Genomic DNA, 23,793 nt, shown 5'->3' on the forward strand with positions numbered 1-23,793 from the left:
CCGCACCCGGCCTGACGGCCCCGGAGCCCCGTAACACCACGACCCGACGAACCCTTCACCGACCAGAACCGACACCGACCTGGGAGATCCACGTGGCGAAGAAGAGCAAGAAGGCCAAGCAGAAGATGCCCCTCGCGTACAAGCCCATCGGGTTCGCGCTGGGCTGGACCAGCGGCACCCTGGCGGGGATGGCCTTCCAGAAGACCTGGAAGGTGATCCGGCACGAGGACAACGCGCCGGACGCGCTGGACCGGGACCGCCGCTGGGGGGAGATCCTGCTGGCCGCGGCCATCCAGGGCGCCATCTTCGCGGTGGTGCGCAGTGCCGTGGACCGTGCGGGCGCCAAGGCGATCGAACGCTCCACGGGCACCTGGCCGGTCCCGGACAAGGGCGGCCGCGACTGACCGGGCCGGTCAGCCCTGCTTCGGCGCCGTCGGGAGGCCCCGGCGGACGGTGAAGGAATGGCCCGCCGGGTCGGCGTAGCCGCGCACGTCATTGGGCCTCGCGGGGTCGCCCGTCTCCGTCGGGCGGCCCCCGAGGCTCACGATCAGGCGTTCCACCGCGTCCAGATCCTCCACCACGAACTCCACGTGTGCCTGGAGGGAGTTCTCCGGGCGGGGCCAGCTGGGCGCGGTCACGTTGACATCGCGGCGCAGCGCCAGACGGAAGCCGTCGGCGGCCCGGATCTCCACTCGGTTGGCGTTGGACCCGACCTCGTCGGCCTCCAGCAACTCCTTGTAGAACGCGGCGAGTTTCTCGGGCTCGGCGCAGTCGAGCACCACCACACCCGTCGTCACCAGTGCCATGTCTCCTCCGGGGTCCCTGCACGGGGCGCTGCTGCCCCGTGCCGTACGTGACACCTGTCCCGGCTCGCCGGTTTCAGTCGGCCCCCGGCACGGAGGAGACACGAAGAAACTTGGTCGCAATTCGAAGACATATGTCAATCGAACATGCTCAGATTCGCTCGACCGAAGGTAACTTGCAGGGACGGGACCGGTGTTGGACCGATCCACTTCCCCGTTGCACGGAGCAGTATGGAGGCGATGGCGTCGTGCGGTACGAACCGGCACCGCCGACCCGGCACCTCAGCGTCCGCCAGGTCCGGGGACACACGGTGCTGGAGTTCCGCGGTGAGATCGACATCGCCGCGGCCGAGGAGATGGTCCCGCATCTCGACGTGGCGACCGCCGAAGCGGACGCCCGGGTCGTGATCGACCTGACCGGGGTCGAATTCTTCGACTGCTCCGGACTGCGCCTGCTGTACCGGGCCCGGCACCGGACGGCGGACGGGCCGGGCGGCCTGCGCCTCGTCTGCGCCCATCCGCTGACCCTGCGCATGCTCCGCATCACCGGCCTGTCCCGCCTGCTGCCCCCGTGGCCGACCCTGGACGCCGCCCTGGCCGCGGCGGCGGAGCAGCCGGAATCCGCCTCCGGTCCCGCCTGACGGCGCCTCGGCCCGCCGGCGGTTCCGCGTGCGGGCGCCCCTCAGTGCGCCCCCTCCGTGCTTCCGGTGCGGCCTCGATTCCTCGACTTCCCTGTCTGCCCGCCCGGCCGAAGGGCATCCGGACTTCAGGAAGGAGGGCCGTCGCCATGACGACTCCCACGAGGAAACCGGCCGGCCGCGTCCCCGGATGGGTGAAAGTGGTCGGCTCGGTGGTCCTGCTGCTGGCCGTGCTGTTCGCCGGAATCCGTATGAGTGTGCTGCCGGGACTGAAGGACCTGTTCGGCACCGAGACCCGGGACCGCTCCGGACCCGCTCTCCTGGAGTCCATCCAGGACATCAGCCGCTACGACGCCGCCACGGGCAACTTCCAGGTCGTGGTCGACCTGGAGAAGGACGCCAAGTTCCTGCCCGACGCGGTCCGCGGCAGCCGCACGCTGTACGTCGGCGCGGGCACCGTGGACGCCTACGTCGACCTCGGCAGGCTGGGCCAGGGCGATGTGCGGGTCGACGACGAGCGTACGTCCGCCACGCTGCGGCTGCCCCACGCACGCCTGGGGACACCGGCGTTGAACCCGGAGCGCTCGTACGCCGTCTCCAGGCAGCGAGGGCTGCTCGACCGGCTCGGCGACTTCTTCTCCGACAATCCCAACAGCGAACAGGCCGTGCAGAAGCTCGCGGTGCGGCACATCGGCGACGCGGCGAAGGAGAGCGGACTCACCACCCGGGCCGAGACCAACACCACCGAGATGCTCGAAGGCCTGCTGCGCTCCCTGGGCTTCGAGAAGGTGCGGGTCACCTACGGCGACTGACAACCCCTGACAGGGGTAACCGGCTTACCTCAGAAGGAAGTTGCCAACCAGGAGGACCCATGGCCCGCGCCGCCGCACGTCCGCTCCCCCTCCCCGTGCGGCTGCTGGTGCTGCTGTGCGCCGTCGTGTTCATGGTGGTCTTCGCGGTGGTGCTGGCCCGGCTCACCCTGCAGCCCTCCCCCGCCTCGGAGGCACTGACCCACACCAACCTGCGTCCCGGCCGGTCACTGCGGGCCTATCTCGACCAGCCCGCACTGCGCGACGCGGTGCGTCAGATCGGCGGCAACATCCTGCTGGGCGTGCCCTTCGGCGTCCTCGCGCCGGTCGTCGCGCCGCGCACCCGCGGATTCCTGCGGGTGCTGGTACTGACGGCCGTGGTGATGCTGCTGGTCGAGGTCGCCCAGGGCTTCCTGGTGACCGGACGCGCCTTCGACGTCGACGACGTCATCCTGAACACCGGCGGAGCTCTCCTCGGCTATCTGCTCGTGGGCCGGCGCCTCAGCCGGACCGTGCACGCCCGGAAGTCACCGGCCTGACCCCTCCCTTCACCGGCCGGCGGGGGGGGGCAGCCGCCGGGACGGCCACGGGGCACCCCGGGTGTCAGGGCCGCTCGTCCTGTTTCTCGGCGGCCCGTGCGGAGTGGCGCGGGGTCCAGGTGAGCTTGTCCCCGCCCACCCAGCGGACCGTGTCCGGATCGTCCAGGTCGTGGACGGTGATCCCGAACGCTGCGGCGGCCTGCAGCACGTCGGTGATCGTCCGGGCCTCACCGACCACCTGTCCGTCGATCTGCACGATCCGGAACGGCGGGGTCCCGGGCTGCACCCCGAGCACCGTGATCCGCGGGTTCGACATGTACGGGCTCGCGCTTTCGGTCATGCATCGAGGGTAGAGCGCAAACCGGGTGAACGCGGCGTCCGTGCGCGAACCGGCGCAAAGCCGCCGCCGGCCCGCTCCCCGGATGCGCCGGTACCCGTACGGCCGGGGACGGAGGAACCGGTCCCGTCTCCGCCGTGCGGCCCGTCCCGCGCTGGGGAACCCTGGAGCGAGGAGGTGGCGATGGACCCCGTCGAGGCGCTGGAGCGGATCGCCTTCCTGCTGGAGCGGTCCCTGGCTCCGACGTACCGCGTCCGTGCCTTCCGCACCGCGGCGCGGACCCTGTCGGAGCTGGGAGCGGACGAGGTGCGCGCGCGGGCGGAGGCCGGGACGCTCGAGGGACTCAGAGGTGTCGGGCCGAAGACCGCGCAGGTGGCGCGCGAGGCGCTGGCCGGGGACCGGCCCGGCTATCTGCGCAAGCTGGAGGACGAGGCGGGCCGGGAGCCCGCGGACCGGCAGGGGCAGCGGTTGCGGGAGCTGCTGCGCGGGGACTGCCATCTGCACTCCGACTGGTCGGACGGCGGGAGCCCGATCGAGGAGATGGGCCGGACCGCCGCTGCGCTGGGCCACGAGTGGGCGGGGCTGACGGACCACTCACCCCGGCTGACCGTGGCCCGCGGGCTGTTGGCCGGCCGGCTGCGCGAGCAGCTGGACGTGGTGGCGGAGCTCAACGAGACCTGGGCGCCGTTCCGGCTGCTGACCGGAATCGAGTGCGACATCCTCGAGGACGGGTCCCTCGACCAGGAGCCCGAGTTGCTGGACCGGCTGGACGTCGTGGTGGTGTCGGTCCACTCCAGGCTACGGATGGACTCCCGGTCGATGACCCGCCGGATGGTGGCCGCGGTGCGCGACCCGCGCTCCGACATCCTCGGCCACTGCACCGGCCGGCTGCTGACCGGACGCGCCCGGCCCCCGTCGGAGTTCGACGCCGCCGAGGTGTTCGCGGCCTGCGCGGAGACCGGCACCGCCCTGGAGATCAACAGCAGGCCCGAGCGGCTCGACCCGCCGCGACGGCTGCTGCGCCAGGCGGTGGAGGCGGGTGTGCTGTTCTCCGTCGACACCGACGCGCACGCGCCGGGCCAGCTGGACTGGGGCATCCTCGGCTGCGCCCGCGCGCAGGAGTGCGGGGTGCCGCCGGAGCGGGTGGTCACCACATGGCCGCTGGACGAGCTGCTGGCGTGGGCCCGCGAGCGGCGGGTGCCCGCCGGAGTGGCGGACGGCTGAGGTGGTACCCGTGTCCGCTCCCGGAGGAAGGACAGCGTATGGAACGGGCGGCCGTGTTCGATGTGGACGGCACTCTGGTCGACACCAATCATCTGCATGTGACGGCCTGGTGGGAGGCGTTCCGCCAGGCGGGCCACCGGGTGCCGATGCACGCCGTCCACCGGGCCGTGGGACTGCCCTCCTCCGCCCTGATCGCCCACCTGCTGGGCGAGGACCGGGACACCGGCCGCGACGCGGAGCTCAGCGCCGCCCACAAGGCGCTGTACGGGCAGTACTTCGACCGGCTGCCCGCCCTGCCGGACGCCGGCCGGCTGCTGAGGCGGCTGCACGGGGAGGGCTGGACCGTGGTCCTGGCCACTTCGGCCGGCGGTGCGGAACTGAGCGCGCTGCGCCGGGCGATCGACGCCGACGACGCGATCGGCGCGACCGCGAGCGCCGACGACGTCGAGGAGGGGAAACCCGCGCCGGAGCCCGTCGAGCACGCCCTGGAGCTGGCCGGGGCGCCGGCGGAGCGCGCGGTGTTCGTCGGCGACACGGTGTGGGACATGCGGGCGGGCAGCCGCGCGGGGGTGCGCTGCGTGGGCGTGCTGTGCGGCGGTATTCCGCGCGCCGATCTGGAGGCGGCCGGCGCGGACGCGGTCTACGACGATCCGGCCCACCTCCTGGCGTCGCTCCCGGACGGTCTCCTGGCATGAGGTGCCACGCGCAGGGCATGAAGTGCCGTGCGAACGGGATACCCGCAGGGCATGGCAGGTACGGGAGAAGTGATGCGGCGCGGTGAGGCCGAGGGGCGGGGTACCGCGGTGGCTCGGGCGCGGGAGGCGGTGCGCTGGGACGTCCGGTCCGCCGGCCGGGCGGCACGGGCCGCCTGGCGGGGACCCGGGCGGGAACGGGACCTCGTCGTCCAGTCGCTGAAGGCCGCCGCCGCGGCCCTGCTGGCGTGGCTGCTGGCCCAGGTCTGGCTCGGCGATCCCATGGCCCTGATGGCGCCCTGGGTGGCGCTGGTCCTGGTGCAGGCCACCGTCTACAGCTCGATCGTGCAGGGAGTCCGCCAGTTCGCCGCGATCTGTGTGGGCGCGCTGGTGGCCTCGGGGGCACAGGCGGTCACCGGCGACACGACGGGCGCCCTCGCGCTGTCCGTGCCGGTACTGGTGCTGTTGTCGAACTGGCCGCGCTTCGGCGACCAGGGCATCTACGCCGCGACCACGGCGGTGTTCACCATCGCCACCGGAACGGTGAGCGCAGCCGCCGTCGGGCACCGGCTGGGGCAGGCGGCGCTGGGCGCGGTCATCGGGATCGCCGTGAACGCGTTCGTCCTGCCGCCGGTGCATCTGCGGGACGTCAGGGAGAACCTGGCGGCGCTGGCCCGGGAGAGCGGCGATGTGCTGCACAGCCTGGCCGGGGACCTGCGGGAGGGCGAGTGGGACGCGCAGACGGCCGCCGGCTGGGTGCAGGCCTCGGCGCGGCTCCAGGACCGCCTGGAGGCGTTGCGCTCGGCACGCGGGTGGAGCAGGGAGAGCCTGCGGCTGACCTCGGGCATCCTGCGCAGCCTGCACCGGGCGCCGACCGAGGCCCTGCCACCGCCGGAGGAGGACCAGCGCTTCAGCCGGGTCGCCGGGCATCTCACGGCGCTGACCCGCGGCCTGGCGGTGGCCGCGGACGAGGAGCGCACGCCCGCGGCACCGGACACGGCGGTGCTGCGCTGCTACGCGGAACTGCTGGAGCTGCTCGGCGACGGCTGCCGGGCGGACGCGGACCGGCTGACGGGCAGCGGGGAGCGGGCGGATCCGCTGCTGGACGAGCGGACGGAGGCGGTGATGCGGGAACTGCACGAGAGGCTCCAGGAGGGACTGCGGGAGCACGCCGGACGGGACGCCGCGCGGGCGGCCGTCCTGGGCACGCTGCTGCTCCAGGCGGAGAACCTCTGGGCCGAACTGGACGGTGGCGGGCAGGGCCGGTGACACACCTCACGCGCGAAGACGGCCGGAGGCGGAACAGCCGGAGGGGGCCGGCCGTTGAACAGGACGTGGGTGCGGATGGGACAGTGTCCCCGGGCCTCACCATTCGCCCACAGGGACGATCGTTCGGCTGAAGCCCTGTGGAGCCTTTCGCCGAGAGGCGACCGCCATCCGTGCCCACCCTTTGTCCGCCCCGGCCGTGATTCCCCCGTCACGGTCGGGGCTTCCTCCTGTCCGGCTCGTTCGCGGCGCGCGGACGTGCGTCCTCGCGGGCACCGGCCGGACGGCGTGTGCACGCGCGCGGCTGAGGGGTACCCGGCCGGCTCCGCGGAGCGTACGGCCGAGAGGAGCGGAAGGTGAGCGGCAAGGCGGGCATGAGGGTCGTCGTCACGGGCGCCACCGGCAACGCCGGAACGAGCGTGGTGCGCGCACTCTCGGAGGAACCGGAGGTCGGGTCCGTACGGGGTCTGGCCCGGCGGGTCCCCGGGTGGTCGCCGTCGAAGACCGAGTGGTCGGCGGTGGACGTGGCGTCGGAGCGGTTCGATCTCGTGGAGGAATTCGCCGGCGCGGACGCGGTGGTCCATCTGGCCTGGGCGTTCCAGCCGACGCACGATCCGGCGACCACCTGGCGCACCAATGTGCTCGGCAGTATGCGGGTGTTCGACGCGGTGGCCGAGGCGGGGGTGCCGGCGCTGGTGCACGCCTCGTCGGTCGGGGCGTACTCGCCGGGCCCGAAGGATTCCGCGGTGGACGAGTCGTGGCCGACACATGGCTGGCCGGACGCCGCCTACTGCCGGGAGAAGGCGTATCTGGAGCGGGCACTGGACACGTTCGAACGGGACCACCCGGCCGTCCGGGTGGTACGGATGCGGCCCGCGTTCCTCTTCAAGCGGGAGTCGGCGAGCGAGCAGCGCCGCATCTTCGGCGGGCGTTTCCTGCCGGGGCAGCTGGCGCGGCCGGATGTGCTGCCCTTCCTGCCCGACATACCGGGCCTGCGGGTGCAGGCGCTGCACACCGACGACGCGGCCGGTGCCTACCGGCTGGCGGTGCTGTCCGCCGGGGCACGGGGCGCGTTCAACCTCGCCGCCGAGCCGACGGTCGACGCGGATCTGCTCGGGGAGATGTTCGGGACCCGCCGGGTACGGCTGCCGCGCACCGCGGCCCGCTCGGCGGTCGCCGCCGCCTGGGGACTGCGGCTGCTGCCGGCCTCCCCTCATCTGTTCGACGCCGTGCTGCGGCTTCCGCTGATGGACTGCACCCGTGCGCGCGTGGAGCTCGGCTGGCGGCCGGAGCGCACGGCGACGCAGGTGGTGGAGGAGTTCCTGCGGGGCATGCGGCAGGGTGCGGGGGACGCGACGGAACCGCTGCGGGGGCGCAAGGTGGGCTGAGTGCTGCTGAGTGCTGAGTACCAGGTTTGGCGGGCCCGCGTGGAGGTACCCGCGACGGCTTACGCACGGATGAAGGGAGAGGGACGTGACCGACCACCGTCTCGAAGGACCCGGGGAGAACGGCGCCGCTGTCCCCCGCGATCTGCCGGACCAGCAGGCGGGTCCCGACGAGGATCCCTGGGAGGTCGCACCGGCGGCCGCGGAACGGGAGAGCGAGAGGAAGGCCGGCGCGTCGGACGAGGCGGGGTCCGGACCCGACGTCCCCGACACGGACGAGGCCGGCACGGGACGCCAGGGCGCCCCTCAGCCGGGGTCCGGCAACGCGGAGCAGCCCGTACCGGAGGAGCCGTCGGCGTAGTCCGCCGCGTCCCGGCGGGCGCCGCGGCCACCACCGGGCCACCGCGCCGGGCCGGCTCGACCGGGCGCCGCCCGGCATGTCGGTGCGCTTCTGTCACGGACCCCGGCGCACCGGGACGGACCGGCCCGCGGTGCGGTCCTCGGGCGTTGTGTGCCGGGCCGGCGGTGGGAATCCCGGGCCCGGGGCGACCAGGCCGGCGACGACATCGCTCACGGACCCGGAGCTGGGCCCGGTCGCGGGGCCGGGCTCGAAAGGGCTGAGCGGGCCGTCGAAGCAGAGCCGCTGAAGCACGGCCGCGCGGCCGGCCCGTCCGAGGTCACGCGCCGTGCGCCCGTTCCGCCCCGCCATGCGGCTCCCTCCGAACCCCTGCCGATCTGCGGCCTACCGCCGAAGGGCAGGACGGCGTGATGTCCGTGCCGCCCGGTCCCGTGCCATTCAGCGGCCCCGGACGACCTCCTGGACGTCGTCCAGCCGTCATGGCCCTCCCCCTCGGCGGCTGCGGAACAGCGTACGGAGCGCGGCCTGGCGTGTTCGGCGCCGGCGCGGAAATCCATTGGCTCCTGCGGGCGTCAGGTCCCTAGCCTGGGCCGGAGACCGGGCCTCCCGGGTTTCGCAGGACTTCGCAGGACTTCGCAGGACACGGACAACCACCGCACGGCACCCGCCAGGAGACGGCCCCCCATGAGAGCGCTCAGCGAGCAGGACATCCGCACGTCGTTCATCAACTGCTCCAAGGGGGAGGCCAGGCGGCTGGCCGTGCCCCGGGACCTGGCGTCACGTCCCTGGGACGATCTCGACTTCCTGGGCTGGCGTGATCCGGGCGCACCCGACCGCAGCTATCTCGTCGTCGAACGCGACGGCCGGCCCGTCGGGGTGGCCATGCGGTTCCAGCCCGCCCGGCGCGGCTTCCTGCACCGCAGCATGTGCTCCCTGTGCCTGACGACACACCCGCGCGGCGGGGTGGCTCTGATGACGGCGCGCAAGGCGGGGACGGCCGGCCGCGAGGGCAATTCGGTCGGCGCCTACATGTGCACCGACCTCGCCTGTTCCCTCTATCTGCGCGGCAGGAAGGTCCCCGAGACCGGGCCCCGGTTCGAGGAGAGCCTCACCGTGGAGGAGCAGATCGACCGCACGCGCGGCAACCTGTTCGCTTTCCTCGACACGCTGTAGGTCCTCCCGGCTGTGCTCCGTGGGGCTGCCGTCGCTGCTGAACACGTTCGACGCGTCCGGGGAGGGGGAACCGTCCGAGGATGCAAGCCGTACGTGAGATGACCGCGCCGGCCGTCCGCTTCGTGAAGCAGCGCCGGGACCCGGTGGCCGTGCAGACGCTGCGGTCGGCCGCGGCGGCCACGGTCGCCTACGTCATCGCGGTGCGGCTCAGTCCGGAGGCCGCCCCGCTCACCGCGCCCCTGACCGCGCTGCTCGTCGTCCAGGTCACCCTGTACTCCACGCTCACCACCGGGCTGCGCCGGGTGAACGCCGTGGTGACCGGGGTCGTCCTGGCGATCCTCTTCAGCCTGCTGGTGGGTCTGACCTGGTGGAGCCTGGCCCTGCTCCTGCTGTCGTCGCTGATCATCGGCCATCTGGTGCGGGTGAACGAGTTCGTCCCCGAGGTGGCGATCAGCGCGATGCTGGTGCTCGGGGTGACCACCCACGGGGACACCGCATGGGCCCGGATCGTGGAGACGCTGATCGGAGCGTTCGTCGGCATGGGCTTCAACCTGCTGCTGGCCCCGCCGGTGTGGGTGGAGGAGGCAGGCGAGTCGATCGAGGAGCTGGCGCGGCGGGTGCGGCAGCTGATGCTGCGGATCGGCGAGGAGGCAGCACAGGGGCCGCCCTCGGAGCGCGCGGCGGCCCGGCTGCACGAGGCCCGCCGGCTGGACCACGACATCTACGAGGTGGACGCGGATCTCCGGCAGGCGGAGGACAGTCTGCGGCTCAACCCGCGGGTGCGTGAGGGGCTGCTGCACCGAGTCGTGCTGCGTACCGGCCTGGACACGCTGGAGATCTGCACGGTGGTGCTGCGGGTGCTGGCCCGCACCCTGACCGACCTGTCCAAGGAACGCGGCCCGGGCCGGCTGTTCGCGCGGGAGACGGGCGTCGTCTTCGAGCAGCTGCTGTCCGAGATCGCCGACGCCGTGGTCAGTTTCGCGGTGCTGGTGACCACGAGTACGAGTGCCAACGCCGAGTCGGCCGAGGAGCGGCTCGCCTCCGAGCTGCGGCAGGCGGCGGCCACCCGTGACCGACTGGCCCAGCTGCTCTTCGAGGAGGCCCGGCGTGACGCGCGCCAGTGGCAGTTGCTGGGCGCGGTGCTCACCGAGGTCAACCGCATCCTCGACGAGATGGACACCGAGCACCGCACCCGCCGGCTCTTCGAGGAGCTGGACCGGCACTCGCAGGAACAGCGCGAGCGGCTGCCCCGGCTGACCCGGGTGCGGGACCGCCTCCGCGTTCCGGAGCGGCTGCGCCGGAACCGTCAGGGCGCCTCCCCTCGGTCCTGAGAGCCTGATGTCCCGCGGCGCCGGCTCCCGGAGGCGCGCCCGCGCGGTGCACCGCACCGCGCGGGCGCGCCGTTCGCCTCACCCGTCGCCGTCCGCGCGCTGCCGCTGCAGTGCCCGGGGGCAGGAGGCGGCCGCGGCCTGCGAGAGCAGCGCGTGCATGCGTTCGGTGAGTGCGGCGACATCGTCGGCGGGCGCGTGGAAGGGCAGCCGTACGTCGCTGTCGGTGCGGACGCGTTCGATGCGCAGGGTCAGTCCGTGCCGGTCGACGGCGAGCGGCTGGACGCGGAGCGCGCCGTGCAGGCTGCCCGCGTCGACGAGGCGGGTGAGCCGTTCGACCGCGTCGCGGTGGCAGTCGGCGAGGTGGGTGAGCAGCCGGGCCTCGGCGGTGGCCAGCGGGTCGGGCACGCCTGCGGCGAAGTCGTCGAGGTCGACGAGCACGGCGCCGGACGCCTGCCGGAGTACCACGCGTGTCGGCCGGAAGGCGAGACGGCCGTCCTGGAGGGAGAACCAGCCCGCGAGCCACAGCCGGGCACGGATCCGGTCGCGGACCGGGACGGGTGCGGCGTCGGCGAACTCCAGCACGGCGGACGGTTCGCCGCGGGGCGCGCAGAGCGCGACGGCGAACAGGGCGCTGTCCGCCGGCACGTCCAGCAGGACCCGTCCGTCGTCGGTCACGGTGTGCGCGCCGGCGAACTCCTCCCTGGTGCCCTCCGCGGTCACCGCGCAGGACCACGCGGTGGCGAGCACCGAGCGCGCCCGGTCCGCCGCGCCCGGCGCGGCCGTCCAGCCGTGCGTGTCGTCACCCATTCCGAACCTCCTCTTAGGTAAGCCTTGCCTAACCTATCGAAGATCGGGGTGCACGCCAACCAGGTGGCGTGATCCTTGTGGGACTCCTCAAGGCGCGTGAGCACGCCGAGCAGAGCGCGGGCGCACAGGTCGCGCACCCGCTCACGGCTCGGTTCCGAGCGGACCGGCCCGCGCGGCCGTCCCGGGGCGTGGCCCGGGACGGCCTTCGCCGGTGTCAGTTCCCGGCGTCCGGAGCGACCAGGTGCTCCAGGCGGGACGGGTCGGCCAGGATGTACAGACCCGTGATGCGGTGGTCGGTGACGGTGACCGACACGACCGAACGGATCCGGCCGTCCTCCACGCTGAGCAGGCCCAGCGCGTCGTTGACGAGGACCACGCGCGCCGCCGCCGTGTAGCGGGCGAACATCATCGCCGACTCGGCCACCGGCTTCGCACCCCGGAGCGTCTTGGACACGGCCAGGCCGCGGACGACCCGGCCCGCGTCGGCGCGCAGCACCACGTCCGGGTGCAGGACGGCGACCAGTGCCTCGAAGTCACCGCCGCGCGCGGCGGCCATGAACGCGTCGAGCACCCGTCGCTGCCGGCCCAGGTCGGGATCGGACGCGGGGGTGGCGTCCCGTACCCGGCGGCGGGCCCGGGAGGCGAGCTGCCGGGTGGCGGCCGCGTTGCGCTCCACGACGGGCGCTATGTCGCCGAACGGCACGGCGAACATGTCGTGCAGGACGAACACCAGCCGCTCGTCGGGCTCCAGTCTCTCCAGCACCACCAGCATGGCCACGCCCACCGCGTCCGCGCGCAGCGCCTCGTGTTCCGGGTCCGCTTGCGCCACGGGCCTGATCACCGGGTCGGGGACGAAGGTCTCGTCGATCGGCTGCTCCCGGCGCGCGGTGCGTACGCGCAGCATGTCCAGGCAGATCCGGCCGGTCACGGTGGTCAGCCAGCCGCCCAGGCTGACGATCTCGCCGGGGTCGACCCGGCCCAGGCGCAGCCAGGCCTCCTGGACGGCGTCCTCGGCCTCGGTGAGCGAGCCGAGCATGCGGTAGGCGACCGCCTCGAGATGGCCCCGGTGCTCCTCGAAGCTCCGCGCCAGCACCTCCTCGTCGCCGTTCAGCACGGTCACCGGGCGAACAGCTCGAAGGCGACCGCCGGGCGGTTCCCGAACCGCTTCCCCGTCTCCTCGGCGAAGCCGGTCAGCAGGCCGCGTGCGTACGCCTCCGGGTCCTCGTCGGTCAACGCCTCGATATAGGTGCGGTGTTCGAGCAGGGAGCGCACCGCCCGCTCAAGACCGCCGGTCGCGTCCACCGCGTGCGTGGGGCGGTCGGAACCGGCGACCGCCACCCAGCGGACGCCGTTCCAGGGTTCGAGGCCGCGCTCGGCCGGCTCCGGGAAGATCCAGCGGTTGCCGGCGTCACCGGCCGCGTCCAGCGTGGCGCGCCCGACGGCCACGTGGTCCGGGGTGTTCCAGTAGGTGCCGCCCCAGGTGTCCCGGTGGTTCAGGGTGATCAGCAGTTCGGGCCGGTATCTGCGCACCGCGGCGGCGATGTCCCGGCGCAGTGCGGGGCCGTACTCGACGACGCCGTCCGCGTGGTCGAGGAAGTCCACGTCCGACACGCCGACCACGGCCGCGCTCGCGCGCTGCTCGCGCTCCCTGAGCGGTGCGCACTCCGCCGGCTCCAGGGTGTCGATGCCCGCCTCCCCGCGGGTCGCCAGGACGTAGGAGACCTCACGGCCGGCGTCGGTCCAGGACGCGACGGCCGCCGCGCATCCGTACTCGAGGTCGTCCGGATGGGCGACGACGGCCAGGGCTCGCCGCCAGTCTTCGGGCATGGGCTGGAGTTGGCTGATCACCGGCTCGCTCATGCCCGCAGACTAACCCGCCGCACCGACAGCGCGGCGGGCACGCGTCACGCCTCGTCGCGTGCCAGGGAGAGCAGCCGGTCCAGCACGCGGGGGCCGCCGGCCCGCACGCCGTCGTGCTCGAACTCGTCGGTGACCCAGGTGCGCAGACCGCGGATCCTACCGGCGGTCTCGAGCGAGTGGGGTGTGTGGACGTACATGTCGTCGTGGTAGACGGCCGCCGCGGCCGGGACCTCGTTGACGGCGAGGCGCGCGGGGTCGTAGAGGGGTGTCCAGTCGGTCCGCTCGGCGAGCAGTTCCGCGGTCTCGCGCAGCGGGCGCAGCGCCGGGTCGCAGTCGAACATCCAGGGGTGAATGGTTTCGCCGGTGAACAGCAGCGGTTCGTCCCCGGCGAGCGTCTTGGCCGCGTCGAACCGGGGGAACTCGGCCCGTACGCGTTCGGCGGACCAGGCGGTGGGCCGGTCGTCCCGGCCGTAGATCGCCTCGTGGACGAGCGCGTACAGCGGGTGGCCGGCGAACGACAGCAGGCTCTGCGCCTGTTCCTGGAAGGCGTCGGAGAGCGCGGGGCCGCCCGGGGTGCGGACGAAGGCGTCCTCCAGGAGGTAGTGCAGCCGGTGGCTGCCGTCCCCGGCGCCGAGCATCCGGCCGAGGGACTGGAACGCCTCGGCGGTGAAACGGTAGCCGTTCGGGAGCACGACCTCGTGGGTGAGGAGGTGGTCGGCCACGCGGCGGGCGCGTTCGACGTCCTGCGGGTAGCGGGCGTAGTGGGCGGCGACCTTGCGTTCGACGCGCGGGTAGGCGGCCCGGTAGACGTCGTCGGCGTGGGCGTCGAGGGAGGGCAGACCGCCGGTGACGATCGCGGTGTCGAGCCCTCCCGGGGCCATGGAGAGGTAGGCGACGGTGCAGAAGCCGCCGAAGCTCTGCCCGAGCACGCTCCAGGGGGCCCCACCGGTCACCCGGGATCGGATGGCCTCGCAGTCCCGCACGATGGAGTCGGCGCGGAAGTGGGTGAGGTACGCGGCCTGTTCGGCGGGGCCGCCGCGCAGCGGGAGCGTCTGCCGGTTGGCGGGGGTGGAGCGGCCGGTGCCGCGTTGGTCGAGGAGGAGGACCCGGTACTCCGCGAGGGCGCGGCCGAGCCAGGCCGGCTTGCCGACGAAACGGTTCGCCCCGAAGCCCGGCCCGCCCTGGAGGTAGAGCAGCCAGGGCAGGTCCTGGCCCGCCCGCTCACTGGCGACGACCTCACGCGCGTACAGCTCGATCGTCTCCCCGGAGGGGTTGTGGTGATCGAGGGGCACGGTGAAGCGGCGGTCGGTGAGGACCACTCCGGGCTGGCGGTAGCTGACGGTCAACGGAACTCCTGGGACGAACGGATTGTCGGACCGTCACCCAGTTCAGCACATGTTCCTCCGGTCAACGAGCCCGGGATCAGGCGATCCTTGCGCGGCACCGGTCAACGGGCCGAGAGGCTGGAGCGCCGGACCACCAGCTCCGGACGGAGGACGACCCGGCGGTGCTCGTGAGGCGTGCCGCCGCTCTCGGTCTCCTCCAGCAGCAGCCCGGCCGCCAGGGCGCCCATGGTGACGGCGGGCTGCCGCACCGAGGTGAGCGGCACGGCCGCCGCGGCGGCGAACTCGATGTCGTCGTAGCCGACGATGGCCAGGTCGTCGGGCACGCCGACACCGGCCGCGTACATCGCCTGGAGCACCCCGAGGGCGAGCAGGTCGTTGGCGCAGAACACGGCGGTGGGCCGTTCGGCCAGTCCCAGGAGGCGGGCGCCCGCATCCCGTCCCGCCGCCACGTCGAGCCGTTCGGTGGGCAGCTCGGTCAGGGATTCCGGTCCGAGCCCGGCCTCGGCCAGCGCGTTCAGGGCGCCGGTACGGCGGTCCCGCACCTGGTTCAGTCCGGGCGGGCCGCTGACGTACGCGACGCTGCGGTGCCCGGCGTCGACGAGGTGCCCCACGGCCAGCGCGCCGCCCGCCACATCGTCCACGGAGACGGAGCACTCGGTGGTGCCCTCGGCGACCCGGTCGACCAGGACGAAGGGGATGCCGTGCCGGCGGAACGCCGCGATGTTGCGGCCGGTGGCGTCGGCCGGCGTGAGCAGTACGCCCCGTACCCGCTGTTCGGCGAAGAGGGAGAGGTACTCGGCCTCCTCTCCCGCGTCCTGGGCGCTGTTGCAGACCATCACGCCGAGCCCGGTCTGGCGCGCGGCGCGCTCCGCGCCGCGCGCGACGTCGACGAAGAAGGGGTTGCCCATGTCGAGGACGAGCAGCCCCATGATGCGGCTGCGGCCGGCGCGCAGCTGACGCGCCGACTCACTGCGGACGTAGCCGAGCCGGTCTATGGCGGACAGCACCCGCGCCCGGGTCTCGGCGGCGACCGTGTCCGGGCGGTTGATCACGTTGGAGACCGTGCCGACGGATACTCCGGCGACGCGGGCGACGTCCTTGATACCCACCGACTGGGCCATCGGGCAGGGACCTCCAGGGAGACGGGGGGCGGCTCGGCGGGCCATCACACTACCCGCACGGCCGCCCCTTGCCGGTCACGGTCAGGCGGGCAGCCGGAAGTCGGCGACGCGCAGTGGTGAGGGCGCCGTACCGGTGGACTTCTCCTGGTACATGACCGACAGGACCCCGTCCTGGGCGACACGGGTCTCGTCGATCACCGCCTCGCCGAAGGCGTCGAGCCCGGCGCCGTCGTACAGCAGCCGCCAGTCGGTGTGCCCGGAGGCGGCGGAGGCGGCGGCGACCCGGAGGCGGGGAAGGACGGCGTAGGCGTTGTCGTACCGGTCCAGGACCAGCTTGGTGCGCCGGCTGCTGTCCAGCGGGACGGGGATTACGGTCTTCCGCCAGCCGCCGGCGGCGGTGCGGCGGACGTGGAAGGCGCGGCCGTTCGCCGTGCGGTCGGCGACGTGGTCCGTGGTGCACTGCCCGAAGCGGCCGGGGACGTAGGAGATGATCGCGTGCGGCCGGCCGGCGGAGTCGGTGAACTGGCTCTCCTGGTTCATCAGGGAGTGGTCCGGGTCCAGCGGGTCGACGACCAGTCCGGCGTCGGTGACACGGACCCGGTCGGGGGTACCGGTTCTGCCGACGACGGTGCCGGCGTCGGTGCGCCAGGTGCGGCCGCGGTCGTCGGAGTACACGTAGCAGGTGTCGTGGTTGGTGAGGCCACCGCGGTCGCACCTCACGGCGTCGTCACGCTCGCGCCAGGTGAAGAAGGCGTGCAGGCGGCCCCGCCGGTCGTAGTCGATGCCGTGCAGGTACATGTTGCGGGCGGTGGAGGAGCCGTGCTCGCTGGTGTACGTGCCGGTGGAGCCGGTCCACTCCCCCAGTGCCGTCCAGCGGGTGCCGTCGTACTCGGCGAGCGCGTTGCGGCCGTTGCCGCAGACGCCCGCACGGTAGCTGAGCTGGAGCCTGCCCTCGGGGGTGGCGATGAACTGCGGATAGGTGAACCGCGAGGTGAGGGCGAGTCCGTCCAGGGTGGCCTGCGGGGCGCCGAAGCGGCTCGCGGTCCAGCTCTGGCCGGCCGGGTCGGTCAGGAGTCCGGCGACCGACTTGACGTAGGTGAAGCCGTCGCTGTGGGAGTCCATGTTCATGTGCAGCCGGCCGTCGGTCCCCGAGACGCCCATGGAGATGACGTTGTGGGAGTCGTCGTAGCGCAGGGTGTGGCCCACCCGCACGGTCTGCCAGGTGCTCGCGCCGAGGGTGCGGCGGCCGACGACGGCGTGGCGGTCGGCGGTGTACCAGGCGGCGTACTGGTGGCCCCGGTGGGTGAGCAGGCCGTTCTTCTGGAACGCGGTGTTGTTGACCAGGCCGTCGTAGGACACGAAGAAGAGCGCCAGGTCGTCGGGGGTGGTGCTGCCGACAAGGGTGACCGACGGGCCGGGAGCGGCGGCCCCCGCGGCCGCGGAGTCGGGGGCGAGGGCCGTCACGGTGCCTGACGGCAGGGTACGTCGTCTCATGGCGGGCTCCTTCGTCAGGCGAGGTGGAAGACCTCGGTCAGCGGTGTCATCGCCTCGTCGGGGCGGGCACCGTCCGGGGACTCGAAGAAGGGGGCCATCTCGGCCTGCCAGCGGGCGTTGACGCCGGTGGCCTCCATGCCGGCCCTGGCCGCCTCGAAGTCCTCGGTCTCCAGGTAGCCGACGAGGAGGCCGTCGTCGCGAAGGAAGAGGGAGTAGTTGTGCCAGCCGGTGGCCGAGAGCGCCTCGCGCATCTGGGGCCACACGGCGGCGTGGCGTTCGCGGTACTCGGCGATCCGGTCCTGCCGGACCCTGAGCAGAAAACAGACGCGTTGCATGAGTACCGCTCCCCTGGGGACAGGCCGGGATCAGAAGTCGAACTGGTCGATGTTCCCGGCGTTGAAGACGGTGGGCTTGCCGAGGTTGATCACGCCGTCCTTGCCGATGGTGTACTCGCCCATCGCCCCGGCGGTGAAGGTCTCGCCCTCCTTGCCGGTGATCTGGCCGGAGGCCAGCGCGATCGCGGTGCGGCCGGCCAGCTCGCCGAGCTTCGCCGGGTCCCAGAGCTCGAACGCCTCGACGGTGCCGTTCTTGACGTACTTGCGCATGTCGTTCGGTGTTCCGAGGCCGGTCAGCTTGACCTCGCCCTTGTACTTGGAGCCGGACAGGTACTGGGCGGCCGCCTTGATGCCGACGGTGGTCGGGGAGATGATCCCCTTGAGGTTCGGGTACTCCTGGAGCAGACCCTGGGTCTGCTGGAAGGACTGCTGGGCGTCGTCGTTGCCGTAGGCGACCTTGACCAGCTTGATGTCCTTGTACCGGGGCTCCTTGAGCTCCTCCTTCATGAAGTCGATCCAGGTGTTCTGGTTGGTCGCGGTCTGAGCGGCGGACAGGATCGCGATCTCGCCCTTGTGGCCGATCTGTTCGGCGAGCAGTTGCACCTCGGTGCGGCCCAGGTCCTCGGCGGAGGCCTGCGAGATGAAGACGTTGCGGCAGTCGGCGGTGGTGTCCGAGTCGTAGGTGACGACCTTGATGCCGTTCTTCATGGCCTGCTTGAGCGCGGTGCACAGGGCCCCGGGGTCCTGCGCGGAGACGGCCATGGCGTCGACCTGCTGCTGGGTGAGGGTGTTGACGTAGGAGACCTGGCCGGCGGTGTCGGTGGCGCTGGAGGGGCCGACCTCCTTGAAGCTGGAGCCCAGTTCCTTCACGGCCTTCTCGCCGCCCTTGTCGGCGGTGGTGAAGTAGGGGTTGTTGACCTGCTTGGGCAGGAAGCCGACGGTCAGTCCCTTCTTCGTCCCGGCGTTCGGGTCGGCCTGGCCGGCCGGGGCCGCGGCGCCGTCCTCCTTCTTGACGTCCTCCTTGGTGGTGCCGCCGCAGGCGGTGGCGGCCAGGGCGAGCGAGGTGACGGCGGCGAGGGCCGCGCAGGTACGGCGGACGGTTGCCTTGCGCATGGCGGGTTCCTTAGGGACGAGAGGGTTTCAGGGAGTCGGGGTGGGTGCCTCGGACACCGGTGGCGGGGCGGCGGCCCGGCGTCCGGCACGTGCGACGGCGAACTGCCGGGCGACACGGGGTCCCAGGACGGACAGCACCAGCAGCACACCCGTCACGACGATCTGCGACTGCGCGGAGACGTCCCGCAGACTCATCACGTTCTGCAGCGCGCCCAGCAGGAACACACCGGCGACGGCGCCGCCGAGCGTCCCCTTGCCGCCGTCGAAGTCGATGCCGCCGAGCAGTACGGCGGCCACGACGGAGAGTTCGAGGCCGGTGGCGTTGTCGTAGCGGGCACTGGCGTAGTGCAGCGCCCAGAACACGCCGGTGAGGGCCGACATCAGACCGGTCAGGGTGAACAGGATCAGCTTCTGCCGCTTGACCCGGATGCCGGCGAACCGGGCGGCCTCCTCGCCGGCGCCGATCGCGAACAGCGACCGTCCGAACGGGGTGGCGTGCAGGGCGACGACGGCGATGGAGAGCAGCACCAGGAACGGCAGGAAGGCGTACGGGACGAAGGTGTCGCCGATGCGTCCGGCGGCGAAGTCCAGGTACGGGGTGGGGAAGTCGGTGACCGCGTCGGAGCCGAGCACGATCTGCGCGATGCCCCGGTAGGCGGCCAGGGTGCCGATGGTGACGGCGAGGGAGGGCAGTCCGAGGCGGGTCACCAGCAGGCCGTTGACCAGACCGCAGAGGACACCGATCACGAGGCAGATCGGGATGATCGTCTCGATGGTCATGCCCTGGTTCCACAGGGCGCCCATCACGGCGCCGGACAGTCCGGCCGTGGACGCCACGGACAGGTCGATCTCGCCGGAGACCACGAGCAGGGTCATGGGCAGGGCGATCAGCGCGATCGGCAGGGTGTTGCCGATGAGGAACGACAGGTTGAGCGCGTTGCCGAAGCCGTCGACGGTGGTGAACGACAGCAGCAGGACCACGACGAGCAGGGCGCCGACGGCTGTGTCCCACCTCGACGAGGCGGACCAGCGGCTCGCACGCGTCAGGGACTCAGGCATGGCGGGCGTTCCTCTTCTTCAGGGCGGTGGCCACGCGCAGCGCGACGATCCGGTCGACCGCGATGGCGAGGATGAGCAGGATGCCGTTGATGGCGAGCACCCACACGGAGCTGACGCCGAGGGCGGGCAGCACACTGTTGATGGAGGTCAGCAGCAGTGCGCCGAGGGCGGCGCCGTAGACGCTGCCGGAGCCGCCGGTGAAGACCACGCCGCCGACCACCACCGCGCTGACGACGGTGAGTTCGTAGCCGGTGCCGGTACCGGAGTCGACGTTGCCGAACCGGGCCAGGTAGAGCGCGCCGGCGAGACCGGCGAGGGCGCCGCAGAAGGTGTAGGCGGCGAGGATCCGCTTGCGTACGGGGATGCCGGCGAGCCGGGCCGCCTCCGGGTTGGAGCCCAGCGCGTACAGCTCGCGTCCGCTGCCGAAGTGCTTGAGGCAGTAGGCCGTCGCCACGACCACCGCGAGGGCGATCAGCGCCAGGTACGGCACCGCCGAGATGCCGCCGGAGCCGAAGTCGACGAAGGTTTCGGGGAGATCGGCGGCGGTGATCTGGCGGGAGCCGACCCAGATGGAGTCGATGCCCCGGATGATGTACAGCGTGCCGAGGGTGACCACGAGGGCGGGTACCTGGCCGAGGCTGACGAGCAGACCGTTGAGCAGTCCGAAGCCGATGCCGAGGAGGACGGCGAGCGCGACGGCGACGACCGGGTTCCCGCCGCCCTGGAGGTGGATCCCGGCGGCGAAGGCGCTGATGCCGAGGGTGGAGCCGACGGACAGGTCGACGTTGCGGGTGATGACCACCAGGGCCTGGCCGGTGGCGACCAGGATCAGGATGGTCGCGTTCAGCAGCAGGTCCTTGATGCCCTGTTCGGACAGGAACTCGCTGTTGCCGGCCTGGGTGACGCCGATCATCACCAGGAAGACCAGGAGGATGGCCAGTTCGCGTATCTTGAAGACGCGGTCGGCCAGCCGGGTGGCGGCGGCCTTCGGCACCCCGGCGACGGGAGCTTCTTCGGGAGCGGTGACCGTCATGCGGCGGCCCTCCCCGTGGCTGCGGCCATCACGGTCTCCTCGGTGGCGTCGGTGCGGGGGATCTCGGCGGTGAGCCGGCCCTCGTGCATCACCAGCACGCGGTCGGCCATGCCGAGGATCTCGGGCAGGTCGGAGGAGATCATCAGGACTGCGACGCCGTCGGCGGCGAGCCGGGACAGCAGCCGGTGCACCTCGGCCTTGGTGCCGACGTCGATGCCGCGCGTGGGCTCGTCCACGATCAGCACCTTCGGCCCGGTGGCGAGCCACTTGGCGAGGACGACCTTCTGCTGGTTGCCGCCGGACAGGGTGTTCACCGTGTCGGCGATCCTGGCGTACTTGACCTGGAGTCGCACGGCCCAGTCGAGGGAGCGGCTGCGCTCGGCGCCGCGGTCGACCAGGCCGGCCCTGACGGTGCTGCGGAGTCCGGTGAGGCCGATGTTGCGCTCGATGGACATGTCCATCACCAGGCCCTGGGCGCGCCGGTCCTCGGGGACCAGGGCCAGGCCCGCGGCCATGGCGGTGGACGGGGCGCCATTGGTGAGCGCCCGCCCGTCGACCTCCACCCCGCCGGCGTCCCAGCGGTCGATGCCGAACACCGCGCGGGCGACCTCGGTCCGGCCGGCGCCGACGAGTCCGGCCAGGCCGACGATCTCACCGCGCCGCACGTCGAAGGAGACGTCGGTGAAGACGCCCTCCCGGGTCAGCCGGCGCACGCTCAGGGCGACCTCGCCCGGCGTCACGTCCTGCTTGGGGTAGAGCTCCTCGAGGTCGCGGCCGACCATGCGGCGGACCAGGTCGTCCTCGGTCATGCCCTCCAGCGGCTCGGAGGCGATCCAGGCGCCGTCGCGCAGGGTGGTGACGCGTCGGCAGATCTCGAAGATCTCCTCCAGCCGGTGGGAGATGAACAGCACCGCGGCGCCCTGGTCGCGCAGGGTGCGCACGACACCGAAGAGACGGGCGACCTCGCTGCCGGTGAGGGCGGCGGTGGGCTCGTCCATGATCAGCACGCGGGCGTCGAAGGAGAGCGCCTTGGCGATCTCGACGATCTGCTGGTCCGCGATGGACAGCCCGCGGGCCGGGCGGTCCGGGTCGAGTGCGACACCGAGCCGTTCCATCAGGGCCGCGGTGGCGCGGTACGTGGCCCTGTGGTCGATCCTGCCGAGGGCCCGCCGGGGCTGGCGGCCCATGAAGATGTTCTCGGCGATCGACAGGTCGGGGAAGAGCGTGGGCTCCTGGTAGATCACGGCGATGCCGGCGTCGCGGGCGTCGCCGGGGCCGTGGAAGACGACCGGAGCGCCGTCGAGCAGCACCTGGCCGGCGTCCGGCCGGTGCACTCCCGCCAGGGCCTTGATGAGCGTCGACTTGCCGGCTCCGTTCTCACCGGCGAGGGCGTGCACCTCCCCGGGGAACAGTTCCAGGGAGACGTCCCGCAGCGCACGCACCGCGCCGAAGGACTTGGACACGTCCCTGAGTGCGAGAACCGGGGCCGGACCCGTGTCGGACGGGTGGGTCATGAGGGCTCCTCGACGACGTCGGCGGGTCGGCCCACACCACGTCGTGAAAGGTTTCAACTGGGTTGCCGGGACGTTAGGCGCGCGATGCATGTCACGTCAATGGGTGTCCGTCGAAAATCTCTCGACGGCTTCGCTCTCCCCTGCGGTCACGGACAACCGTCTGCGCCGGAGGGGTTGACACCCCTTCGGGGGCGCCATAGCTTCCCGTCCTGAATCGTTTCACTCCGTGGTCGTTACGACCCGATGTCACAGGAGCCCTGACGTGACCGAGCTCGCCGCGGCGAAGGCCGCTCTCCAGACCCAGGCCGTCGAGACGCCGTCGTGGGCGTACGGGAACTCGGGGACCCGGTTCAAGGTGTTCGCCCAAGAGGGTGTCCCCCGCACTCCGCAGGAGAAGCTGGACGACGCGGCCAAGGTGCACGAGTTCACCGGAGTCGCGCCGACCGTGGCCCTGCACATCCCGTGGGACAGGGTCGAGGACTACGCGGCACTGGCCGGGCACGCCGCGGACCGGGGGGTGCGGCTCGGCACGATCAACTCCAACACCTTCCAGGACGACGACTACCGCCTGGGCAGCATCTGCCACCCGGAGGCGGGGGTGCGCCGCAAGGCCGTGGACCATCTGCTGGAGTGCGTCGACATCATGGACGCGACCGGGTCCAGGGACCTGAAGCTGTGGTTCGCCGACGGGACGAACTATCCCGGGCAGGACGACATCCGGGCACGCCAGGACCGGCTCGCCGAAGGGCTCGCCGAGGTGTACGAGCGGCTCGGTGAGGGGCAGCGGCTGCTGCTGGAGTACAAGCTCTTCGAGCCGGCGTTCTACACGACGGATGTGCCGGACTGGGGCACGGCGTACGCGCACTGCCTGAAGCTCGGTGAGAAGGCGCAGGTCGTGGTCGACACCGGTCACCACGCGCCGGGGACCAACATCGAGTTCATCGTGGCGACGCTGCTGCGGGAGGGGAAGCTCGGCGGATTCGACTTCAACTCGCGGTTCTACGCGGACGACGACCTGATGGTGGGAGCCGCGGATCCGTTCCAGCTGTTCCGGATCATGTACGAGGTGATCCGCGGGGGCGGGTTCACGCCCCAGGTGGCGTTCATGCTGGACCAGTGCCACAACATCGAGGCGAAGATCCCGGCGATCATCCGCTCCGTGATGAACGTCCAGGAGGCCACGGCCAAGGCCCTGCTGGTCGATCCGTCGGCGCTGGCCGACGCCCAGCGGGCGGGGGACGTCCTGGAGGCCAACGCCGTGCTGATGGACGCGTACAACACGGACGTGCGTCCGCTGCTTCGTGAGGTGCGCGAGGAGATGGGGCTGGACCCCGAGCCGCTCGTCGCGTACCGGCGGTCGGGATGGGCGGAGCGGATCGTCGCCGAGCGGGTCGGCGGGGAGCAGGCCGGGTGGGGGGCGTGAGCGTCTGCCGGTTTCAGCTCGTCGCGGACTGCCGGTCCGCTGTGGCTGATCGCGCCCGCGCGGCGGTGGCCGCACAGTGAAACAGCCCCGCGCCCCTGAGTATGCGCACTCACCCTCTTTCCCATTCGAAGAA

25 protein-coding genes and 1 pseudogene are annotated in these 23,793 nt (G+C 72.3%); 12 read left to right on the forward strand and 14 right to left on the reverse strand.

What is annotated here, in order from left to right; all coding sequences use genetic code 11:
- The first annotated feature begins 92 nt into the window (after window positions 1–92).
- Window positions 93–404, forward strand: a complete 312-nt coding sequence (locus HTV45_RS05385) for a DUF4235 domain-containing protein (protein WP_215204418.1) — start codon at window positions 93–95, stop codon at window positions 402–404.
- Between the two features lie 9 nt (window positions 405–413).
- On the opposite strand, the gene HTV45_RS05390 is transcribed toward HTV45_RS05385, so the two are convergent.
- Entirely contained in the window at window positions 414–806 is a 393-nt protein-coding gene (locus tag HTV45_RS05390) for a VOC family protein (RefSeq protein ID WP_215204419.1), read from the reverse strand.
- A 245-nt stretch (window positions 807–1,051) separates the two neighbouring features.
- Here HTV45_RS05390 and HTV45_RS05395 point away from each other — a divergent pair, with 245 nt between their 5' ends.
- From HTV45_RS05395 to HTV45_RS05405, 3 genes are all read left to right on the forward strand, one after another.
- The gene (locus HTV45_RS05395) at window positions 1,052–1,444 is read left to right on the forward strand and encodes an anti-sigma factor antagonist (RefSeq protein ID WP_215204420.1); all 393 of its coding nucleotides are present in this window, start codon (window positions 1,052–1,054) and stop codon (window positions 1,442–1,444) included.
- A gap of 146 nt (window positions 1,445–1,590) precedes the next feature.
- Window positions 1,591–2,253, forward strand: coding sequence for a DUF4230 domain-containing protein (locus HTV45_RS05400; protein WP_215204421.1), 663 nt, complete (start codon window positions 1,591–1,593; stop codon window positions 2,251–2,253).
- Window positions 2,254–2,312: 59 nt separating this feature from the next.
- Window positions 2,313–2,789 (forward strand): VanZ family protein, encoded by a 477-nt coding sequence (locus HTV45_RS05405; RefSeq protein ID WP_215204422.1) that lies wholly within the window; start codon window positions 2,313–2,315, stop codon window positions 2,787–2,789.
- A gap of 64 nt (window positions 2,790–2,853) precedes the next feature.
- On the opposite strand, the gene HTV45_RS05410 is transcribed toward HTV45_RS05405, so the two are convergent.
- Window positions 2,854–3,129 (reverse strand): hypothetical protein, encoded by a 276-nt coding sequence (locus tag HTV45_RS05410; protein WP_215204423.1) that lies wholly within the window; start codon window positions 3,127–3,129, stop codon window positions 2,854–2,856.
- A gap of 180 nt (window positions 3,130–3,309) precedes the next feature.
- Between HTV45_RS05410 and HTV45_RS05415 the strand changes: the two genes are divergently transcribed.
- From HTV45_RS05415 to HTV45_RS05435, 5 genes are all read left to right on the forward strand, one after another.
- Window positions 3,310–4,350, forward strand: a complete 1,041-nt coding sequence (locus tag HTV45_RS05415; RefSeq protein ID WP_215204424.1) for a PHP domain-containing protein — start codon at window positions 3,310–3,312, stop codon at window positions 4,348–4,350.
- Window positions 4,351–4,388: 38 nt separating this feature from the next.
- Window positions 4,389–5,045 carry an HAD family hydrolase gene (locus tag HTV45_RS05420; protein WP_215204425.1) on the forward strand — a complete coding sequence of 219 codons (657 nt, stop codon included), beginning with the start codon at window positions 4,389–4,391 and terminating at the stop codon, window positions 5,043–5,045.
- A gap of 72 nt (window positions 5,046–5,117) precedes the next feature.
- Entirely contained in the window at window positions 5,118–6,311 is a 1,194-nt protein-coding gene (locus tag HTV45_RS05425) for an aromatic acid exporter family protein (RefSeq protein WP_215204487.1), read from the forward strand.
- Window positions 6,312–6,682: 371 nt separating this feature from the next.
- Window positions 6,683–7,696: an SDR family oxidoreductase gene (locus HTV45_RS05430; RefSeq protein WP_215204488.1), complete on the forward strand. Its 1,014-nt coding sequence runs from the start codon at window positions 6,683–6,685 to the stop codon at window positions 7,694–7,696.
- A gap of 85 nt (window positions 7,697–7,781) precedes the next feature.
- Window positions 7,782–8,054, forward strand: a complete 273-nt coding sequence (locus tag HTV45_RS05435) for a hypothetical protein (RefSeq protein ID WP_215204426.1) — start codon at window positions 7,782–7,784, stop codon at window positions 8,052–8,054.
- A 177-nt stretch (window positions 8,055–8,231) separates the two neighbouring features.
- Here HTV45_RS05435 and HTV45_RS34020 read toward each other — a convergent pair.
- Window positions 8,232–8,402, reverse strand: a pseudogene (locus tag HTV45_RS34020) (sugar kinase); the annotation flags it as partial.
- 333 nt (window positions 8,403–8,735) lie between these two features.
- Between HTV45_RS34020 and HTV45_RS05440 the strand changes: the two are divergent.
- Window positions 8,736–9,224 carry an FBP domain-containing protein gene (locus HTV45_RS05440; RefSeq protein WP_215204427.1) on the forward strand — a complete coding sequence of 163 codons (489 nt, stop codon included), beginning with the start codon at window positions 8,736–8,738 and terminating at the stop codon, window positions 9,222–9,224.
- An 80-nt stretch (window positions 9,225–9,304) separates the two neighbouring features.
- Window positions 9,305–10,555, forward strand: a complete 1,251-nt coding sequence (locus HTV45_RS05445) for an aromatic acid exporter family protein (protein WP_215204428.1) — start codon at window positions 9,305–9,307, stop codon at window positions 10,553–10,555.
- 78 nt (window positions 10,556–10,633) lie between these two features.
- Here HTV45_RS05445 and HTV45_RS05450 read toward each other — a convergent pair whose 3' ends face one another.
- From HTV45_RS05450 to HTV45_RS05500, 11 genes are all read right to left on the reverse strand, one after another.
- Window positions 10,634–11,362: a DUF2470 domain-containing protein gene (locus HTV45_RS05450; protein ID WP_215204429.1), complete on the reverse strand. Its 729-nt coding sequence runs from the start codon at window positions 11,360–11,362 to the stop codon at window positions 10,634–10,636.
- Window positions 11,363–11,576: 214 nt separating this feature from the next.
- Entirely contained in the window at window positions 11,577–12,482 is a 906-nt protein-coding gene (locus tag HTV45_RS05455; protein ID WP_215204430.1) for a sigma-70 family RNA polymerase sigma factor, read from the reverse strand.
- Complete coding sequence (locus tag HTV45_RS05460; RefSeq protein WP_215204431.1) at window positions 12,479–13,222, reverse strand: PIG-L deacetylase family protein; 744 nt, start codon at window positions 13,220–13,222, stop codon at window positions 12,479–12,481. Before HTV45_RS05460 ends, HTV45_RS05455 begins: the two co-directional genes overlap by 4 nt.
- 44 nt (window positions 13,223–13,266) lie before the next feature.
- Window positions 13,267–14,568, reverse strand: coding sequence for an alpha/beta fold hydrolase (locus HTV45_RS05465; RefSeq protein ID WP_215204432.1), 1,302 nt, complete (start codon window positions 14,566–14,568; stop codon window positions 13,267–13,269).
- A gap of 101 nt (window positions 14,569–14,669) precedes the next feature.
- Window positions 14,670–15,689, reverse strand: coding sequence for a LacI family DNA-binding transcriptional regulator (locus HTV45_RS05470; RefSeq protein WP_215204433.1), 1,020 nt, complete (start codon window positions 15,687–15,689; stop codon window positions 14,670–14,672).
- An 81-nt stretch (window positions 15,690–15,770) separates the two neighbouring features.
- A complete protein-coding gene (locus HTV45_RS05475) occupies window positions 15,771–17,183 on the reverse strand; it encodes a BNR repeat-containing protein (protein WP_215204434.1) in 1,413 nt (470 codons plus the stop codon).
- A gap of 14 nt (window positions 17,184–17,197) precedes the next feature.
- Window positions 17,198–17,518 (reverse strand): L-rhamnose mutarotase, encoded by a 321-nt coding sequence (locus tag HTV45_RS05480; RefSeq protein WP_215204435.1) that lies wholly within the window; start codon window positions 17,516–17,518, stop codon window positions 17,198–17,200.
- 30 nt (window positions 17,519–17,548) lie between these two features.
- Window positions 17,549–18,631, reverse strand: a complete 1,083-nt coding sequence (rhaS, locus tag HTV45_RS05485; RefSeq protein WP_215204436.1) for a rhamnose ABC transporter substrate-binding protein — start codon at window positions 18,629–18,631, stop codon at window positions 17,549–17,551.
- Between the two features lie 27 nt (window positions 18,632–18,658).
- Window positions 18,659–19,690, reverse strand: a complete 1,032-nt coding sequence (locus tag HTV45_RS05490) for an ABC transporter permease (RefSeq protein WP_215204437.1) — start codon at window positions 19,688–19,690, stop codon at window positions 18,659–18,661.
- Window positions 19,683–20,723: an ABC transporter permease gene (locus tag HTV45_RS05495; RefSeq protein ID WP_215204438.1), complete on the reverse strand. Its 1,041-nt coding sequence runs from the start codon at window positions 20,721–20,723 to the stop codon at window positions 19,683–19,685. The genes HTV45_RS05490 and HTV45_RS05495 overlap by 8 nt, the downstream gene beginning before the upstream one ends.
- Window positions 20,720–22,237: a sugar ABC transporter ATP-binding protein gene (locus HTV45_RS05500; RefSeq protein ID WP_215204439.1), complete on the reverse strand. Its 1,518-nt coding sequence runs from the start codon at window positions 22,235–22,237 to the stop codon at window positions 20,720–20,722. The genes HTV45_RS05495 and HTV45_RS05500 overlap by 4 nt, the downstream gene beginning before the upstream one ends.
- A 262-nt stretch (window positions 22,238–22,499) precedes the next feature.
- Between HTV45_RS05500 and rhaI the strand changes: the two genes are divergently transcribed.
- Window positions 22,500–23,660 (forward strand): L-rhamnose isomerase, encoded by a 1,161-nt coding sequence (gene rhaI / locus HTV45_RS05505; protein ID WP_215204440.1) that lies wholly within the window; start codon window positions 22,500–22,502, stop codon window positions 23,658–23,660.
- The last annotated feature ends 133 nt before the right edge of the window (window positions 23,661–23,793 follow it).

Source organism: Streptomyces sp. CHD11 (genome assembly GCF_018638295.1).
GTDB lineage: Bacteria > Actinomycetota > Actinomycetes > Streptomycetales > Streptomycetaceae > Streptomyces.

Excerpts from the sequence above, each read along its gene's own strand:
- HTV45_RS05460 (WP_215204431.1), bottom strand. The coding sequence starts at position 13,222 with ATGAGCGAGCCGGTGATCAGCCAACTCCAGCCCATGCCCGAAGACTGG.
- HTV45_RS05450 (WP_215204429.1), bottom strand. The coding sequence starts at position 11,362 with ATGGGTGACGACACGCACGGCTGGACGGCCGCGCCGGGCGCGGCGGAC.
- rhaS (WP_215204436.1), bottom strand. The coding sequence starts at position 18,631 with ATGCGCAAGGCAACCGTCCGCCGTACCTGCGCGGCCCTCGCCGCCGTC.
- HTV45_RS05490 (WP_215204437.1), bottom strand. The coding sequence starts at position 19,690 with ATGCCTGAGTCCCTGACGCGTGCGAGCCGCTGGTCCGCCTCGTCGAGG.
- HTV45_RS05410 (WP_215204423.1), bottom strand. The coding sequence starts at position 3,129 with ATGACCGAAAGCGCGAGCCCGTACATGTCGAACCCGCGGATCACGGTG.
- HTV45_RS05405 (WP_215204422.1), top strand. The coding sequence starts at position 2,313 with ATGGCCCGCGCCGCCGCACGTCCGCTCCCCCTCCCCGTGCGGCTGCTG.
- HTV45_RS05480 (WP_215204435.1), bottom strand. The coding sequence starts at position 17,518 with ATGCAACGCGTCTGTTTTCTGCTCAGGGTCCGGCAGGACCGGATCGCC.
- HTV45_RS05495 (WP_215204438.1), bottom strand. The coding sequence starts at position 20,723 with ATGACGGTCACCGCTCCCGAAGAAGCTCCCGTCGCCGGGGTGCCGAAG.
- HTV45_RS05425 (WP_215204487.1), top strand. The coding sequence starts at position 5,118 with ATGCGGCGCGGTGAGGCCGAGGGGCGGGGTACCGCGGTGGCTCGGGCG.
- HTV45_RS05415 (WP_215204424.1), top strand. The coding sequence starts at position 3,310 with ATGGACCCCGTCGAGGCGCTGGAGCGGATCGCCTTCCTGCTGGAGCGG.
- HTV45_RS05390 (WP_215204419.1), bottom strand. The coding sequence starts at position 806 with ATGGCACTGGTGACGACGGGTGTGGTGGTGCTCGACTGCGCCGAGCCC.
- HTV45_RS05440 (WP_215204427.1), top strand. The coding sequence starts at position 8,736 with ATGAGAGCGCTCAGCGAGCAGGACATCCGCACGTCGTTCATCAACTGC.
- HTV45_RS05430 (WP_215204488.1), top strand. The coding sequence starts at position 6,683 with ATGAGGGTCGTCGTCACGGGCGCCACCGGCAACGCCGGAACGAGCGTG.
- HTV45_RS05420 (WP_215204425.1), top strand. The coding sequence starts at position 4,389 with ATGGAACGGGCGGCCGTGTTCGATGTGGACGGCACTCTGGTCGACACC.
- HTV45_RS05470 (WP_215204433.1), bottom strand. The coding sequence starts at position 15,689 with ATGGCCCAGTCGGTGGGTATCAAGGACGTCGCCCGCGTCGCCGGAGTA.
- HTV45_RS05445 (WP_215204428.1), top strand. The coding sequence starts at position 9,305 with ATGCAAGCCGTACGTGAGATGACCGCGCCGGCCGTCCGCTTCGTGAAG.
- HTV45_RS05400 (WP_215204421.1), top strand. The coding sequence starts at position 1,591 with ATGACGACTCCCACGAGGAAACCGGCCGGCCGCGTCCCCGGATGGGTG.
- HTV45_RS05500 (WP_215204439.1), bottom strand. The coding sequence starts at position 22,237 with ATGACCCACCCGTCCGACACGGGTCCGGCCCCGGTTCTCGCACTCAGG.
- HTV45_RS05475 (WP_215204434.1), bottom strand. The coding sequence starts at position 17,183 with ATGAGACGACGTACCCTGCCGTCAGGCACCGTGACGGCCCTCGCCCCC.